General features: G+C 53.5%; 15 protein-coding genes. 5 read left to right on the forward strand and 10 right to left on the reverse strand.

Features of this window, described 5'->3' with window-relative positions; genetic code table 11:
- The 4 genes from ACRCWW_RS07910 to ACRCWW_RS07925 all read right to left on the reverse strand — a co-directional run bounded on the left by ACRCWW_RS07910 (window position 1) and on the right by ACRCWW_RS07925 (window position 3,671).
- Complete coding sequence (locus tag ACRCWW_RS07910) at window positions 1–555, reverse strand: polysaccharide biosynthesis/export family protein (protein ID WP_438681919.1); 555 nt, start codon at window positions 553–555, stop codon at window positions 1–3.
- Window positions 552–1,838, reverse strand: a complete 1,287-nt coding sequence (locus ACRCWW_RS07915) for an outer membrane beta-barrel protein (protein WP_438681920.1) — start codon at window positions 1,836–1,838, stop codon at window positions 552–554. The genes ACRCWW_RS07910 and ACRCWW_RS07915 overlap by 4 nt, the downstream gene beginning before the upstream one ends.
- Window positions 1,828–3,231 (reverse strand): undecaprenyl-phosphate glucose phosphotransferase, encoded by a 1,404-nt coding sequence (locus ACRCWW_RS07920; protein ID WP_438681921.1) that lies wholly within the window; start codon window positions 3,229–3,231, stop codon window positions 1,828–1,830. Before ACRCWW_RS07920 ends, ACRCWW_RS07915 begins: the two co-directional genes overlap by 11 nt.
- 128 nt (window positions 3,232–3,359) lie before the next feature.
- Window positions 3,360–3,671 carry a hypothetical protein gene (locus ACRCWW_RS07925; RefSeq protein ID WP_438681922.1) on the reverse strand — a complete coding sequence of 104 codons (312 nt, stop codon included), beginning with the start codon at window positions 3,669–3,671 and terminating at the stop codon, window positions 3,360–3,362.
- A 167-nt stretch (window positions 3,672–3,838) separates the two neighbouring features.
- Between ACRCWW_RS07925 and ACRCWW_RS07930 the strand changes: the two genes are divergently transcribed.
- Window positions 3,839–4,573 carry a GntR family transcriptional regulator gene (locus ACRCWW_RS07930; protein WP_438681923.1) on the forward strand — a complete coding sequence of 245 codons (735 nt, stop codon included), beginning with the start codon at window positions 3,839–3,841 and terminating at the stop codon, window positions 4,571–4,573.
- A gap of 29 nt (window positions 4,574–4,602) precedes the next feature.
- Here the strand turns inward: ACRCWW_RS07930 and ACRCWW_RS07935 are convergent, their stop codons facing one another.
- The 3 genes from ACRCWW_RS07935 to ACRCWW_RS07945 are packed head-to-tail and all read right to left on the reverse strand — an operon-like array spanning window position 4,603 to window position 7,933.
- Window positions 4,603–5,325: a glucosamine-6-phosphate deaminase gene (locus ACRCWW_RS07935; protein ID WP_438681924.1), complete on the reverse strand. Its 723-nt coding sequence runs from the start codon at window positions 5,323–5,325 to the stop codon at window positions 4,603–4,605.
- 9 nt (window positions 5,326–5,334) lie between these two features.
- On the reverse strand, window positions 5,335–6,651 hold the full coding sequence (locus ACRCWW_RS07940; protein WP_438681925.1) for a 6-phospho-beta-glucosidase: 1,317 nt from the start codon (window positions 6,649–6,651) through the stop codon (window positions 5,335–5,337).
- A 10-nt stretch (window positions 6,652–6,661) separates the two neighbouring features.
- On the reverse strand, window positions 6,662–7,933 hold the full coding sequence (locus ACRCWW_RS07945) for a PTS sugar transporter subunit IIC (RefSeq protein WP_438681926.1): 1,272 nt from the start codon (window positions 7,931–7,933) through the stop codon (window positions 6,662–6,664).
- A 399-nt stretch (window positions 7,934–8,332) separates the two neighbouring features.
- Between ACRCWW_RS07945 and ACRCWW_RS07950 the strand changes: the two genes are divergently transcribed.
- Entirely contained in the window at window positions 8,333–8,515 is a 183-nt protein-coding gene (locus ACRCWW_RS07950) for a type II toxin-antitoxin system HicA family toxin (protein ID WP_438681927.1), read from the forward strand.
- A 3-nt stretch (window positions 8,516–8,518) separates the two neighbouring features.
- The gene (locus ACRCWW_RS07955) at window positions 8,519–8,947 is read left to right on the forward strand and encodes a type II toxin-antitoxin system HicB family antitoxin (protein ID WP_438681928.1); all 429 of its coding nucleotides are present in this window, start codon (window positions 8,519–8,521) and stop codon (window positions 8,945–8,947) included.
- A 56-nt stretch (window positions 8,948–9,003) separates the two neighbouring features.
- Here ACRCWW_RS07955 and yajL read toward each other — a convergent pair whose 3' ends face one another.
- Together yajL and panE are read right to left on the reverse strand one after the other, a co-directional pair.
- A complete protein-coding gene (yajL, locus tag ACRCWW_RS07960) occupies window positions 9,004–9,597 on the reverse strand; it encodes a protein deglycase YajL (RefSeq protein ID WP_438681929.1) in 594 nt (197 codons plus the stop codon).
- A complete protein-coding gene (gene panE, locus ACRCWW_RS07965) occupies window positions 9,557–10,471 on the reverse strand; it encodes a 2-dehydropantoate 2-reductase (protein ID WP_438681930.1) in 915 nt (304 codons plus the stop codon). The genes yajL and panE overlap by 41 nt, the downstream gene beginning before the upstream one ends.
- Before the next feature lie 135 nt (window positions 10,472–10,606).
- Between panE and ACRCWW_RS07970 the strand changes: the two genes are divergently transcribed.
- The gene (locus tag ACRCWW_RS07970) at window positions 10,607–11,098 is read left to right on the forward strand and encodes a YajQ family cyclic di-GMP-binding protein (RefSeq protein WP_154160252.1); all 492 of its coding nucleotides are present in this window, start codon (window positions 10,607–10,609) and stop codon (window positions 11,096–11,098) included.
- Here ACRCWW_RS07970 and ACRCWW_RS07975 read toward each other — a convergent pair.
- Complete coding sequence (locus tag ACRCWW_RS07975) at window positions 11,095–12,876, reverse strand: sigma-54-dependent Fis family transcriptional regulator (RefSeq protein ID WP_438681931.1); 1,782 nt, start codon at window positions 12,874–12,876, stop codon at window positions 11,095–11,097. The two genes, ACRCWW_RS07970 and ACRCWW_RS07975, sit on opposite strands and share 4 nt — an antisense overlap.
- A gap of 257 nt (window positions 12,877–13,133) precedes the next feature.
- Between ACRCWW_RS07975 and exaC the strand changes: the two genes are divergently transcribed.
- Window positions 13,134–14,651, forward strand: coding sequence for an acetaldehyde dehydrogenase ExaC (exaC, locus tag ACRCWW_RS07980; RefSeq protein WP_438681932.1), 1,518 nt, complete (start codon window positions 13,134–13,136; stop codon window positions 14,649–14,651).
- Window positions 14,652–14,698: the final 47 nt, after the last annotated feature.

Consider the following 14,698-nt stretch of genomic DNA (forward strand, 5'->3'; position numbering starts at 1 on the left):
TCAGAAGAAACTCATGCCAACGATTACGGTATCTCCGGCCTGAATGGCGGAGTCAGAGGCCAGATTTTCCAGCAGTTTTCCGCTGTGGGCCTGGCGCAGGCGGATGTCATGCCGATCGGCCCGATCGGTAAAGCCGCCGGCCAGGGCAATGGCTTTTTCGGCGGTCATTCCTGGCTCCCAGGCGTAACCATCCGGTTTTTTCACTTCGCCCAGCAGGTAAATTTTGCGGAACTCCGCGACCGCGACGGTGACCATTGGGGCCTGGAGATAGCTGCCGCGCAGCTTATCGGCGATCTCTTTACTGACCTGGTCCGGCGATTTCCCTTTTAGCTGAACATCACCGATATAGGGGTAGTTGATGGTGCCGCTGGTATCTATCTTAAAGCGCATCGAGATGTCCTGCTCGCCGGACACCGTAATGGTGATTTCATCCCCGGCATCCAGCAGGTAAACCGCATCTGGCTGCGTTCTTACCGTTTTCGGCGGTGTGGAACACCCGGCCAGCAGCGCAGCCAGCAGGGGAAGAAGGGCCATGTTTTTGTTCTTCAGGATCATATCTGTACCTGTGTCATAAAAATAACCGCTGACTCGTCGTAACCGAGGGTCCGGTCCACTTCGCGGTCGTCGTTCGGGCCGATAAAAAAGGCATCCGTCTTTTTATTGGAATGGAGTGCGTCCCACTGAAATTTCAGTTTGAAATTGACCGAGGGGCGAAAATCGTAGTTGAAGGTCAGAGAGAGCAGATTTTTCTGGTCTTTGCGGCCGTCTGACTGGTTCTTATAGTCTTCGCTGATGTGGGAATAGTCGAGGATCGTGGAAAAGCGATCGACCCACCAGTGGTGCTCGTAAGAGAGGCCGTTGGTGGTCACGAGGATATACCCCCCTGCATCGGTTGGATCCTTAATGCGCTGTGCGCTGTGCAGGTTCATTTCGATCTGCTCCAGAGGTTTCCAGGTCGCTTCGATATTCCAGTTCAGGCCGCTGAACGATTGTGCGCCGGGATCGTTAATAAAGTCCTTATACAACCAGGCCACATTACCGTTAATTTCGGTTTTTCCGGACAGCTTGTTTTTCATGCCAACCAGCAGGTAATACTCATTACTGTCCTTGAGCGGGTTCAGCTCATAGCGGCGCTGGTTGGTAATAAAACTATAGCGGTAGCGTAAGGTTTTTGCTTTTTGGTCAAAGAGTTCTGCCACCAGGCTGTTCTCATGCCACTCCTGATCCCGCATGTAGTTGTAGAAGTCGACATCCGCTCGGTAAATGCTATCCAGGTCGGGAAAACGCAGCTGTTTGTGCTGTAAGGCGACCTCAACTTTTCCGCGACCTTCTGGCGCACCGTAGCTGTAACGCGCTTCGCTGTTAAAAAAACGGGTTGCGATGGGCTCATTGATGCCAAATTCGCGAAACTGCTCAGGCAGAAAGCCTTCGGTGGTGTCTTTACCGCGCTCTTCATGCCCAAGGGTTTCATCCACATCGAGCGAGAAGCCGTGCATCTGCCCGAAGCGCCAGTTGCCGTTGAACATGAAAAAATGATTGCTACGGTTGTCACCAGAGTCCGTGGTGTACTGACGGTAATCCCCGGAATACATCAGCAGGTAGCGATCTTCATAGCGCTCACCGATGACTTTGACGATCGGTGTCAGCTGCTGATAGCCCGAGCCAACCCGGTTGTCATCGTAATGTTGCCAGGTCACGTTATCGCTGTAGCCCACGTCATAACCGACCTGGCTTTCGACATCGATGCCGGCCACTCCCGTATGCTGCTTCGGCTGCAGGTCTGCCCAGGCGGCAGGAAAGTAAAGCAGGCCGGCGAGCACGGCGAGGCTAGAACGCATTTTTCCCCACAAAACCGCGGAAGAAGGTCAGAAACACTATCTTGATATCGAGCCACAATGACCAGGATTTGATGTAGTCCAGATCGTAAAGGACCCGCATTTCCATCTTGTCCAGCGTGTCAGTCTCTCCCCTGAAACCATTAATCTGTGCAAGCCCGGTGATCCCTGGTTTGACTTTGTGGCGAATCATGTAGTTCTCGACCAGCTTACGGTATTCCTCATTGTGCGCGACCGCGTGAGGGCGAGGGCCCACGATGGACATCGTGCCTTGCAGCACGTTAAAAAACTGCGGTAGCTCATCCAGCGAGGTACGGCGCAGGAAGGCACCAAAGCGGGTGACTCGCGGGTCGTTGCGGCTGGCCTGAGTTACGACGGTGCTGTTTTCCATCACGCTCATCGAGCGGAATTTCCAGATTTTGATCTCTTTGCCGTTCAGGCCGTAACGGCTCTGCTTAAACAGAATCGGTCCAGGTGAGGTGAGCTTGATCCCTATTGCGGCAAACAGCATCAACGGCAAACTCGCCAGCGTGAAAAGCGTGCCGAGAATAATATCTTCAATGCGTTTAATAATTGCGCCTTCATCTTCAAACGGAGAGGTAAATATACTGATGGTTTGAATGTTATCGAACATGCGCAATTGGGTGATATGTGAACTGTAAGAAAATAAATCCGGCACGAGGAAGATATCTATCGTCGAGTCGGAAAAGTCATGCAAAAACTTACGAATTCGCTCCTGAGCAATCATCGGTAAGGCAATATAGACCGCATCCACTTTTCCTGCTTTTGCCAGGGCCAGTAAATCACTGGCGCTGCCTGAGCATTTTGTATTCATAAAATGGCTGTCACGGATATTATTTCGGTCATCATAGAAACGAATATTCAGATGACCACGCTGGTACTCTTTTCGTAAAGCCTGTTCAATCGCCAGGCCAGACAGCGTGATGCCTAAAATGGCCACCTGAGTCGATTGTGCAAATAACAGGCGTGATACAGCAATTCGCAGTGCCAGCAGCAGTACAAATATCAACAGGACGACGCGGCTCAACCCCTTGACCAACACCACAACATCGAACTGCTGCTGAGCGTAAAACAGCATCACTGACGCGGAGTAGAGTGACACCGTCAGTATCCAGGAGATTGTCAGACACAAGAAAAGATAAAAAGCTTTGCTGAGATAACTGTATCTGAACTGCGAAGCGTAAATATTAAAAAACACGCCGCAGGTGATAAATATTAACGAGAAAGAGAGCCCAACCAACAAGGCTGAAATATACTCTTTTTGGGTGAATAAAGTCACATATAATAAGCATGTTAAATTAATGATAATGAAATCTAGCAGCTTTAGTAGATTGTAATAACGAGGTTTAAATATTTTTATTTTTTTATCGGCCATTTTATTGACTCATTCAAAGAAATGCCTGTTTGCACAAATATAATTGTAAGCTATGTGTCCAAATATGTCTAATGAGTGCCCGTCTTGCTAACCCGCAGATAAGGGAGTCATATCGCAGCGTTCTGACGTTAAAATTGGATGAATAATCCAATAATAATCAAAGGAATACCGGCATTCATCATAATGAAATGCTTGATGTTGGCCTTCATGGCAAACGCCATGTAAACCAGGCTGGTGACCGCACTCAGGCAACAGGCGAAAAACACAGAAATAAAGACGTAGAGATGGTAATACCAGCTATCTACGATGACGCCGTGCAAAAAAAGACTCATAAACAGCATGACCGCCCAGGGGAGAGCGCCCATCGCCGCAGGCACCGCTTCTGAGAAGGTGAGTGCTGGCAGTGAGCGTCCGGAAGAGGGCTTTATAAAATCAGACATCAGGGGCTCCAGTAAATAAGGAGCGTCATTATGAACAAATAATGACCAGAAGTGATCAAGCAGATGTAACAAATACTTTTTTGGATTGAAAGGGAGCGACGCCGCTGCGCTTTGCTGAGGTATAGGCCAGTGGTAAGGTAAGCGCATAACCAGGAGCGCAGCAGACCATGCAAAAGCCGCATAAGTACAGTGAAATAAAAGAAAGCCTGAAAGGCGACATTCTTAATCAACGCTATAAAAAAGGTGAAAGCATTCCCTCTGAGCGCGAACTGGCGACGCAGTATGGCGTCACTCGTGTCACCGTGCAGAAAGCGATAGACATTCTGGTGCAGGAAGGGTTTATCGAGCGTATTCACGGCAAAGGCATGTTCGTACTGAAGAATACCGACACCAGCGTTTATCTCCTCAATAACGAAACCAGCGACAGCATTCTTGGTTTTTCCCGCGAATTTCAGGGGCGGGTCAGGGTCAGCAGTCAGTTATTAAAGCTTGAGCTGATTCAGGCTGATGTCACGCTCGCACAGCATCTTGAAATCACCCCTGGCGACAACGTCTGGTTTATCCGCCGAATCCGTCTGCTGGACGGTAATCCAGTTCTGGTCGAAGACAGCAATATTCCGCAAAGCGTGATTGGCACTGTTCCTGAAAAAATTCTTCAGGAAGGCTCGCTGTATGGCTATGTCGAAGACTACACCGGGAAGAAAATTAAGGATGCGGATTCCATTATCGAAGCCGCTCTGTTTGATGCTGAGCTGGCCCCTTTACTGAACATTGCCAGCGGGCTACCGATGCTGAAAATTACCGAAGTGACGCGTCTGGCCGATAAAACGGCGTTTAACTTCTCCATCAGCTACAACCGAGCTGATATTTTCCGCGTTAAAAACCTGCGTATCGAACGCTAGCAGGCGCGTGAGCGCCTGCCAGAGTCAGACTACAGCGCGCTGGCTGCAGCCTTATCAACGTACAAACTTGCCTTGTGGGTTGTTTTGACCAGCGTCGACGGAATGGCGTTGCTGGCAGGCTGATTCACCGTCTGCGCCACAATCGACGCTTTCTTCTCACCGCTCGCCATCAGCACAATTTTCTTCGCTTCGAGAATCGTTTTCAGGCCAAGCGAAATCCCCTGTTTGACGTCCCGCGCTGTGCCGAAATATTTCACTGATACGGTCTGAGTGACGGGATCGAGATCGATAACGTGGCAGGTATTGTCCAGCGCCGCGCCTGGTTCGTTGAAACCAATATGCCCGTTCATGCCGATGCCCAGCACGATGCAGTCAATCGGGCCGTGTTGCCCGATATAGCGGTCGACGCGTTTGCACTCCGCGTGGGGATCGTTTGTCAGGCCGTCAAAGAAACAGATTTGCTCATCGCGTAACGTCAGCTTATCGAAGAAATGGCTCCAGACCATCTCCCGGCAGCTGCCTTTGTCCGCTTTGCCAAGCCCCAGCCATTCGTCGAGACCGAGGAATTGCGTGCGGGAAAAATCAACTCGGCCCTGGTTTTGCGCCCCGACCAGCGCGGCAAAGACCCCGAGAGGCGTATCGCCGCCCGCAATGCAGATCAGCGCATCCGGTTTCGCGTTCACACAATCGATAACGTTCTTCGCCACAGCCTCACACAGCTGCGGGTAATCCTGAGAGATAAACGTTTTCATTGCCGCTCCTTAGCGTTTGGTTTGATATTGCGGTAAATAGCGCTGATTCACTTCCAGATAGTCATCAAGAATTTTCTCCGCAAACGTGGCTGAAGGCACTAATGGGTTGATGGTCAGCGCCATCAGCGCGGTGCTGTAGTCGCCGGTGATAGCGGCTTCAACGGTCAGCTCTTCATAGGCTTTCACGCTCTGAATTAAGCCACGGATTTTCACTGGCAAGCGGCCATAAGCCAGAGGGTGGGCGCCGTGACGGTCGATCATTGCGTTGGTTTCCACGGTGACATGATCGGGCAGATCCGGTGTCGTCCCGTTGTTCACGGTGTTGACCACGTGGATCTCTTTCTTGTCGTTGTAAATCGAGCTGATAATCGAGCAGGCGGTATCGGAGTACCAGGCCCCGCCGCGCTTTTCCAGCTCTTTCGGCTTATGGGAAAGATGCTCGTCCTGATACAGCTCAAACAGGCGGTGTTCAATTTCGCGCGTTTGCTCACCGCGCGTGCCTTTGGTGGTCGCATCTTTTTGCGCAGCTTCCACCATTTCGCGGGTCAGGAAGAAGTACTTCAGATAGGAAATCGGGTACATGTGCAGCGCTTTGGCAAAGCGTGAAGAGAAGCCAATATCCGGGATATTTTTCAGCGAGTTGCTGGCGCTACCCTGAGCCAGTTTTGCCATAAAATCATCGGTGTGATCTTCCCCTTTAATGTAAATCTGGTCGGCGAAAATGAGATGGTTCAGCCCCATGATGCGGGCGTAGACGTCTTTCTTTTCCACCTCATAGGCTTTGGCGATATCCATCAGCATGCTGTTCGCGCCGCTGCAAATGCCGATACTTTTAATCTTTGAATGACGGGTGATGGCTTCGGTGACAATGCCTGCCGGGTTAGTGAAGTTAATCAGCCACGCCTCCGGGCAGTATTTTTCCATATCGCGGCAGATATCCATCAGTACCGGAATGGTGCGCTGAGCTTTCATAAATCCGCCGGGGCCGGTGGTTTCCTGGCCGAGTACGCCATATTTCAGCGGGATTTTTTCATCGTTGATGCGCGCGTCAAGGAAACCCACTCGCAGCTGGGTGGTGACGAAATCGGCATCTTTCAGCGCTTCTTCACGGTTGAGCAAGAGGTGGATGTTCATCGGAATGCCGGCTTCTTTCACCATGCGCTGCGCCAGTTTGCCGACAATCTCCAGCTTCTCTTTGCCTTCTTCAATGTCCAGCAGGTAGTAGTCGGTCACCGGCAGTTCATCGTAGCGTTTGATAAAGCCGTCGATCAGTTCCGGGGTGTAGCTTGATCCCCCACCGATGGTCACGATTTTTAACTTTTTCATAGTGATGTCCTTAAGAGGAAGCAGAGTCAGTGTTCAATACAGAGTCAGTAGCCGATTGGCTTTCCTGCGCTTCACGCGCCAGCTGTTGGCGTTCGAGCGCTTTGAAGAAGGGGAAGTAAATCGCCACCGAAATCACGATGGTGCAGACAGACCAGATGACCGCCGGGATATTGCCTCCCGTCACAAACCAGGCGGCCAGAATCGGCGGCATGGTCCACGGGATTTGCAGCACCGGGCGTCCGATAATGTCGAAGTACATCAGGCTGTAGGTGGAGATACACAGCAGCATCGGCGTCAGCGTGAAGGGGATCATCAGCAGCGGGTTGAAGACAATTGGCGTGCCGAAAATCACCGGTTCGTTGATACAGAAAACGGCGGAAGGCAGCGAGAGCTTGCCCACCGATTTATACATCTTGCTTCGGGAACGCAGCATCGCCAGCACCAGCCCGAGCGTTGCGCCAGTGCCACCGATGCACATAAAGACGATGTAGAAGCCATCCGCAGTAATGTGAGGGATTGGCTGGTGGTTCAAATAGGCCTGAGTATTTTCAGCGATATATTTCAGGAAGATTGGGCTGGTTATCCCTGACAGGACGTTATCGCCGTGAATGCCGCAGCACCAGAGCAGGGAAATCAGGAAAATCAGGACCAGCATACCCGGAAGTGAGCCAAGGCCGCTGACCAGCGGGCTGAGCACTTCGGTAAAAAAGCTATTGATATCAAAGTTCAGCATCACTCTGACAAACCACACCAGCGTGATCGTTACCGCCGCAGGCACCAGACTTGCAAAAGATTGTGCAACCGCAGGTGGCACGCCATCCGGCAGTTTGATGACGATTTCGCGGCCGACAAACCAGCGAATAATCTGCACGGTTACTATCGCAAGAATGATGGCGGAGAACAGGCCTGCCGCGCCGAGGTTGTCGACATTCAGCTGATACTTGTCGTTGAGCTGAGCCAGCAGGAACACCACCAGCGTCACGGCGGTGCAGGTAATGGCGTTGAGTTTGTACTCTTTCGCCAGGTTGTAGCTGATCCCGACGGCTGAAATCAGGCCAATCGCGCCAAACGTGACGGCCACCGGTGCGCTGATTTTTTCCGCCCACGGGCCGAGCCACTCGCTCCAGCCGGGGATGGGCAGGTTGGCAATAATCAGGAACAGACTGCCAGTAATGGTAAAGGGTAACGTCAGGGCAATTCCGTTTCTGACGGCGACCAGAATTTTGTTTTCACCGATCCGGATGAGTACAGGGACAACCTTGCTCTCAATAAATGTCACCACGGGCCACTCCTCTGATGAGGTTTTTATGCCTTCAGCGGTTGGATACTGAAGGTTATTTTTACTGGACTAGTCCAGTTGAGGTTGAGTTTTTCACGCATCACGAAGGCTGTCAAACAGACGATAACGTGACAAAAAACATCTCATCCAAATGAAATTTCAGGGGATTTTTGATTCGATTCGCGAAAGGGGATGCGCAGAAAAGATGAGAAGTGTGAGCGCTGGCACGCAAAACAGCCCCTGAGCAGATATTGATTAATTCTTAAAACGCCGTTTTCTGAAACGGCCTCGTAAATCAATAAAGTCATGATTTACAGCGAGTTATGCAAGGCATATAAAAACATCACCTCGCAATTTTTGTGTTGTGAATAAACAAAAAAGTTTATGCTCAGGGAGTGGTCGATGAAGCAAAGGGAATTTCGTCAGTGGCTGGCAAGGCAAGGGGCCTTCTTCGTTGAAGGTACCAATCACCTGAAGATTTACCTCCATCGTCGCCAGTCGGTTATGCCACGGCACCCGGGTAAAGAGCTGAACGAAAAGCTGCGCAAGGCCATCATTAAACAACTCAATCTGCGCGAGGAATAGACGATGAAATACAAAGTGGTGATTGATAAAGACGATGTTGAAGGAGGCTGGTTTGCCTCTTTTCCACAGATCCCGGAGGCGCTGACCTGTGGCGACACCCAAGAGGAAGCGTTGCAGATGGCCGAAGATGCCCTGGTCACTGCGCTGGATTTTTACTTTGAGGATGAGCGTGCGATCCCGCTTCCCGATGTGCTGGAGGCTGAGGATGATTTCGTGCAGCTTCCAGCCAGTATCACGGCAAAGGTGCTGTTGCTGAATGCCATGCTAAAGAGCGGCACCAGTCAGGCGGAGCTGGCGCGTAAACTGAAAACCCGCCCGCAGGAAGTGACACGTATCGTGAGGCTGGGGCACTCAACCAAAATCGATACTATCGCCGGAGCCTTATCGGCGCTGGGTTGGCAGTTGGAACTCACTCTTGTAAAACGTGGTTAACGGCAGGCTTTAGCAGGCCGGGTCAGGCGAAAGCCGCCACCCGGCGCATCAAGTGGTTACTCAGAGTAGTAGTTATAAATCCCGGCAGCCATCACCAGTTGTGAAGCGACTTCATACGCTTTTTCGCGTCCGACCAGCAGGTCGATAAGTTTTAAGCCAAAGTCGATGCTGGTGCCTGGCCCCTGGCTGGTCAGCAGGTTGACTCTCGGGTCCCAGACCACGCGTTTGTCCTGCCACTGGTCTTCCGGAATGGTGTCTTTCAACCCCGGGAAACCGGTCATGTTGCCGATGGGGAAGATATCGTGCGGCACGAAAACTGTGCCTGCGGCGGCGCAGATAGCGGCAACGATTCGCCCGGAGCGGTGAAATTGTTTCACCGTTTCGACCAGTAAAGGGCTGTCGCGGAAACATTCCGCTCCTTTCAATCCGCCGGGCAGCACAATCGCGTCATAGTCGCCGTCGGCGACCTGAACCAGCGGCGCATCCGCCAGCAGCTTTACGCCACGAGAGCAGACAATCGCCAGTTCGCCATCGCTGGCCACGCTCGCCGTGGTGACGCTGACGCCGCCGCGAACCAGCAGATCGATAGTGGTGACGGCTTCAGTCTCTTCACTCCCAGGGGCGAGACAAACCAGCGCTGATGCGCTCATACGCGTTCTCCTTACGTTTAATCAGTTCGAACAGACGGGCGTTTTCCGGCACCGGAATACCGTGCGCCCGGGCCCGTTTCAGCAGGTAGCCGCTGATATAGTCTATTTCAGTTTGTCGCTCGGCGCGGATGTCCTGCAGCATCGATGAGATGTTGGCGGCGGTGCTGTCGACAACTTGCCAGACGTAATACAGCAAATCTTCCTGCGAGGCATGATGCCCTTCGCGTTGCATCACGGCGGCGACTTCCGCACAAATACGTTCCACTTCCTGAGGATAGTCACGAAGCTGTCCGTTCGGGCAGTTATAAATCGCGGTCAGCGGGTTAATCACGCAGTTCACGGCGAGCTTTTTCCAGCTCGCATTCCCCATGTCGTTATGCCAGGCCACGTCGGGCATGGCGGCCTGCAACACGTCGGCAAGGTGGCTGTATTCCTGCGCCATGGCATTGGCCGGGCCAATGTGTGTGATACCGCTGGCGACGTGGATTATCAGGTTGCCATCGCGACGCGCCGCCTGGGTGGTCATCCCGACAAGCAGCGGCTGCTTCAGGGATTGCAGCTCTTCCACGGTGCCCATGCCGTTATGAATCAGCAGAATGGGGCAGCCCGGTGGCAGAAGGGGGGCCAGATTTTTGACGGCGGTAGAAATTTGCCAGGCTTTCAGCGTGACGAGTAAAAGGTCGCTGTGGGCGAGAAAATCGGGATCGTTGGCGGTCAGCAGTTCGTTGAAGATACTGCCGTCGCGCTGCTGGAGGTTAACGCTGCACCAGGGCGCTGGCACGCGTAACCAACCCTGAACCTCGTGGCCTTGCCGGAAAAGCGCAGTCAGCCATAATTGTCCAAGGGCGCCGCATCCGAGCACGGTAATCTTCATTATTCCTCCTCACCTGCTTAGGGATCAGGCGTTATGTTACTATTATAGCGCCGACCGCCTCCCCGCAGACACAGGTTGTGTTCTCTGATGTTGCGGGTATTATGCATCGCAACAAAAAGAGAGGGAGAATAAAACATGCCATCTTTCGATATTGTCTCTGAAGTTGATCTTCAGGAAGCCAAAAATGCCGTAGATAATGCGGCACGTGAAGTCGAATCTCGTTTTGATTTTCGCGGTGTAGAAGCCAGCATCGAGCTGAACGAAAAGAACGAGACCATCAAAGTCCTGAGCGAGTCAGATTTCCAGGTGAACCAGCTGCTGGATATTCTGCGCGCCAAGCTGCTCAAGCGCGGCATTGAAGGCAACTCCATTGAAGTACCAGAAGAGTTTGTCCACAGCGGCAAAACCTGGTTTGTGGAAGCGAAGCTGAAAACCGGCATCGAAAGCTCAGTGCAGAAGAAAATCGTTAAGCTGATTAAAGACAGCAAGGCGAAGGTGCAGGCGCAGATTCAGGGCGAAGAGATTCGCGTCACCGGGAAATCCCGTGATGACCTGCAGGCTGTCATGGCGCTGGTGCGCGGCGGCAATCTGGGCCAGCCGTTCCAGTTCAAAAACTTCCGCGATTAATTCCCGTCACGGGTACGCGCGGCACGTCGATAGAGCGTGCTGCGCGCCACGCCCAAAGCCTGAGCTGCCTTACTGATATTGCCGTTAAAGCGCGCCAGCGTACTGGTAATGAGCGCGGCGTCATGCTGTTTCAGATTATCCGTAGGTCCAGGAAGGGGCTGCCGGTACTCAGGCGGTAACGTCTCAACGCCCAGCGTTTCGCCGTCTTCAGCCAGCGCCAACAGCACTTTCATCAGGCTACGCAACTGGCGGATATTCCCCGGCCAGGCGAAGTGCGCCAGCGTGTCCAGCAGCGAGGGGGAAAGCGTGATGCGTCGTGCTTGTCCACCCAGCAGCAGCCACTGCTGATCGATAAATGCCGGAAGCATTGGCCACTCTCTCAGCGGTGGGAGGGTCAGGGTAAATTCCTGAAGCCGATAAAGCAGATCTTCGCGGAATTCGCCGTTAGCAACCAGCTGAGACAGATTGCGGTGTGTGGCGCAAATCACCGCAAAATTCACCGGCCAGCTGCGGCTTGATCCCAGCGGCGCAACCACCTTGTCCTGCAAGACTCTGAGCAGACGCGTTTGCAGAGCGAGCGGCATATCGCCAATCTCGTCAAGGAACAGAACCCCACCATCCGCTTCGCGGATTTTGCCGATATAGCCGTTTTTATTCGCCCCGGTAAAGGCACCGGGCTGATAGCCAAACAGCTCGGATTCAATCAGTGATTCCGGAATGGCTGCGCAGTTGATGGCGATAAATTTCCCTTCCCGCCAGCGGCTGTGCTGGTGCAGCGTCTGGCTGACGAACTCTTTCCCGCTGCCGGTTTCTCCCTGTACGCAGAGTGACACGCCCGCATTGAGCAGACGCACCATTTTTTCGCCTTCCTGTTGCAGCGAAAAAGGCCACGGGATGGCAGGTTTGGGCGGCACGCTGACGAGGTTTTGCGCCGGAGCACGCAGCCGGTAAAAATAAGTCTGATCATGACAGGTCACCGGCACGGGCACCGTACTGGCCGTTTGTTTCAGCAGAGGGAACAGCTGTCCAAACGTCATCTGACCGAGCCGAGCAGAATCGATGCCCAGTCTGCGCAGCGCCAGACGGTTGGCGGCAATCAGAATATTGTCGGAAAAGACCAGCAGGAGCTCGTCGACGCTGTCGAGCTTTTGCGGGTCGGGGTGCAAACTCATCAGCCACTGCTGCGGATGAAGACTCTGCTTAACCCACAGATACTCAATCTGTCTGGCGGCACTTTTGACCCACGCCAGCGTATGCGTGTGAGAGAAGTGCGCCGGGCCGGAGATATCCAGCACGCCTGCAACCTGACCATCCGGTGTTTGCAGGGGAACGGCGGCGCAATACAGGTTCTGATTGCTGGTGAGAAAATGCTGTTCCCCGTCGATTTCGCAACTGTCATCAATGGCCAGCGCCGTGCCAATCGCATTGGTTCCCCGGCCACTTTCGCTCCACAACGTGCCCGGTGACAAGGCAAAACGCTGCGCTTTTGCCATCGCGCTCAGGTCGCCGACCGTCTGCAACACGGTGCCTGAGGCATCCGTTAATACCACCACCGACTGGGTTGCCGTCAGGTTTTCCGCCAGATGGTTGACCGTGGGTAAGGCATAACGCTGTAAACCGGAATGACTGGCGAGACGATCGGCCAGCTCTCCCTGGCCCAGCTGCGGGAAATCTTCGGCGTTGCGTTCCAGGCCATACAGCTCACTGCGAAACCACGATTCGCGCAGCAGTGGGTTGTTGTGAGCCTGGCTCAGGCGGTCGGTTGATTTTCCCTGCATCGAACACCTCAATGGAACGAAAAGTGTTGCGATATTGTAGCTTAAAGGTTTCTTTGGTGTTGCGTTGTGCGACACGGAAGCGAACATTGCTGCGACAAATTCATGCGGTTTGCGGGTTTCGATGATTAACGATATGAAAATAAATGCATTTTTCAGGGTATGAAATTCTGGCATGCCCGATGCATTGGCTGAACACCAGTGCGCGAGACCAGCAAGAGTCACGCCGCTGTACCTCAACCCTACAGAAGGAGTTCGCCATGCGTTATGCACATCCTGGTAAGCCAGGTGCTCTGATCACCCTGCAGGCCACCTACGGCAACTACATTGACGGTCAGTTCGTCGAACCCGTTAACGGCGAGTACTTCATGAATACCTCTCCCGTAGACGGGAGCGATATCGGCAAGTTCCCACGCTCCGGCGCGGCGGATATTGACAAGGCGCTGGATGCCGCCCATCGCGCGGCGGCGGCCTGGGGAAAAACCTCGGCACAGCATCGCTCTAACCTGCTGTTGCAGGTCGCTGATCGGATTGCCGAGAATCTGGAGATGCTGGCGATTGCCGAAAGCTGGGACAACGGCAAGCCGGTGCGTGAAACCCTGAATGCGGATATTCCGCTGGCGGTGGACCATTTCCGCTACTTCGCCGGTTGTTTGCGTGCCCAGGAGGGCAGTACGGCGGAGATCGACGAAAATACCGTGGCTTATCACTTCTATGAACCGCTGGGCGTGGTAGGGCAGATTATCCCCTGGAACTTCCCTCTGTTGATGGCGGCATGGAAGCTGGCTCCGGCGCTGGCGGCGGGGAACTGCGTGGTGCTGAAGCCCGCAGAGCAGACGCCGTTAAGCATCACGTTGCTGATGGGCATCATTGGCGATCTCTTCCCGGCGGGTGTGGTGAACATTGTCCAGGGTTATGGCCGTGAAGCGGGTGAGGCGCTGGCGACCAGCAAGCGCATTGCAAAAATCGCCTTCACCGGATCAACGCCGGTCGGACGGCACATCATGGCCTGTGCGGCGGAAAATATTATTCCCTGCACCGTAGAGCTGGGCGGGAAATCACCCAATATCTACTTTGCCGATGTAATGAACGCAGAAGAGTCCTTCATAGAAAAAGCCGTTGAAGGGCTGGTGTTAGGCTTCTTCAACCAGGGCGAGGTGTGCACTTGTCCGTCGCGTGCACTGATCCATGAATCTATCTATGAGCCGTTCATGGAACGCGTGATGGCGAAGATTGCCAACATTCGCCGCGGCGACCCGTTTGATACCGATACCATGATTGGCGCACAGGCTTCACGGCAGCAGTACGATAAGATCATGTCATATATCAACATTGCCCGCGAAGAGGGCGGGAAAATCCTCACCGGCGGCGACCGGGCGGTCGTCAACGAGCTGGATAACGGCTTCTATATTCAGCCGACGCTGATCAAGGGCACCAACGCCATGCGCAGCTTCCAGGAGGAGATCTTTGGCCCGGTGATCGGCATTCTGACCTTTAAGGATGAAGCGGAAGCGCTGGCCCTGGCGAACGATACGCAGTATGGCCTGGGGGCCGGTGTCTGGACGCGTGACAGCAACCTGGCGTACCGGATGGGAAGAGGCATTAAAGCGGGACGAGTCTGGACGAACTGTTACCACGTCTACCCGGCGCATGCTGCGTTTGGCGGGTACAAGCAGTCTGGCGTAGGGCGTGAAACCCACAAAATGGCGCTCGACGCCTACCAGCACACCAAAAACATCCTGGTGAGCTACGGAACGGATCCACTGGGCCTGTTCTGAGTCTTCAGCTAAAAACGGCCTCCTGACGGGGGCCGTCTTGCTTTGTG

The sequence above is a fragment of the Scandinavium sp. genome, assembly GCF_051650185.1.
Classification (GTDB): Bacteria; Pseudomonadota; Gammaproteobacteria; order Enterobacterales; family Enterobacteriaceae; genus Scandinavium.

Excerpts from the sequence above, each read along its gene's own strand:
- ACRCWW_RS07910 (WP_438681919.1), bottom strand. The coding sequence starts at position 555 with ATGATCCTGAAGAACAAAAACATGGCCCTTCTTCCCCTGCTGGCTGCG.
- ACRCWW_RS07915 (WP_438681920.1), bottom strand. The coding sequence starts at position 1,838 with ATGCGTTCTAGCCTCGCCGTGCTCGCCGGCCTGCTTTACTTTCCTGCC.
- ACRCWW_RS07920 (WP_438681921.1), bottom strand. The coding sequence starts at position 3,231 with ATGGCCGATAAAAAAATAAAAATATTTAAACCTCGTTATTACAATCTA.
- ACRCWW_RS07925 (WP_438681922.1), bottom strand. The coding sequence starts at position 3,671 with ATGTCTGATTTTATAAAGCCCTCTTCCGGACGCTCACTGCCAGCACTC.
- ACRCWW_RS07930 (WP_438681923.1), top strand. The coding sequence starts at position 3,839 with ATGCAAAAGCCGCATAAGTACAGTGAAATAAAAGAAAGCCTGAAAGGC.
- ACRCWW_RS07935 (WP_438681924.1), bottom strand. The coding sequence starts at position 5,325 with ATGAAAACGTTTATCTCTCAGGATTACCCGCAGCTGTGTGAGGCTGTG.
- ACRCWW_RS07940 (WP_438681925.1), bottom strand. The coding sequence starts at position 6,651 with ATGAAAAAGTTAAAAATCGTGACCATCGGTGGGGGATCAAGCTACACC.
- ACRCWW_RS07950 (WP_438681927.1), top strand. The coding sequence starts at position 8,333 with ATGAAGCAAAGGGAATTTCGTCAGTGGCTGGCAAGGCAAGGGGCCTTC.
- ACRCWW_RS07955 (WP_438681928.1), top strand. The coding sequence starts at position 8,519 with ATGAAATACAAAGTGGTGATTGATAAAGACGATGTTGAAGGAGGCTGG.
- yajL (WP_438681929.1), bottom strand. The coding sequence starts at position 9,597 with ATGAGCGCATCAGCGCTGGTTTGTCTCGCCCCTGGGAGTGAAGAGACT.
- panE (WP_438681930.1), bottom strand. The coding sequence starts at position 10,471 with ATGAAGATTACCGTGCTCGGATGCGGCGCCCTTGGACAATTATGGCTG.
- ACRCWW_RS07970 (WP_154160252.1), top strand. The coding sequence starts at position 10,607 with ATGCCATCTTTCGATATTGTCTCTGAAGTTGATCTTCAGGAAGCCAAA.
- ACRCWW_RS07975 (WP_438681931.1), bottom strand. The coding sequence starts at position 12,876 with ATGCAGGGAAAATCAACCGACCGCCTGAGCCAGGCTCACAACAACCCA.
- exaC (WP_438681932.1), top strand. The coding sequence starts at position 13,134 with ATGCGTTATGCACATCCTGGTAAGCCAGGTGCTCTGATCACCCTGCAG.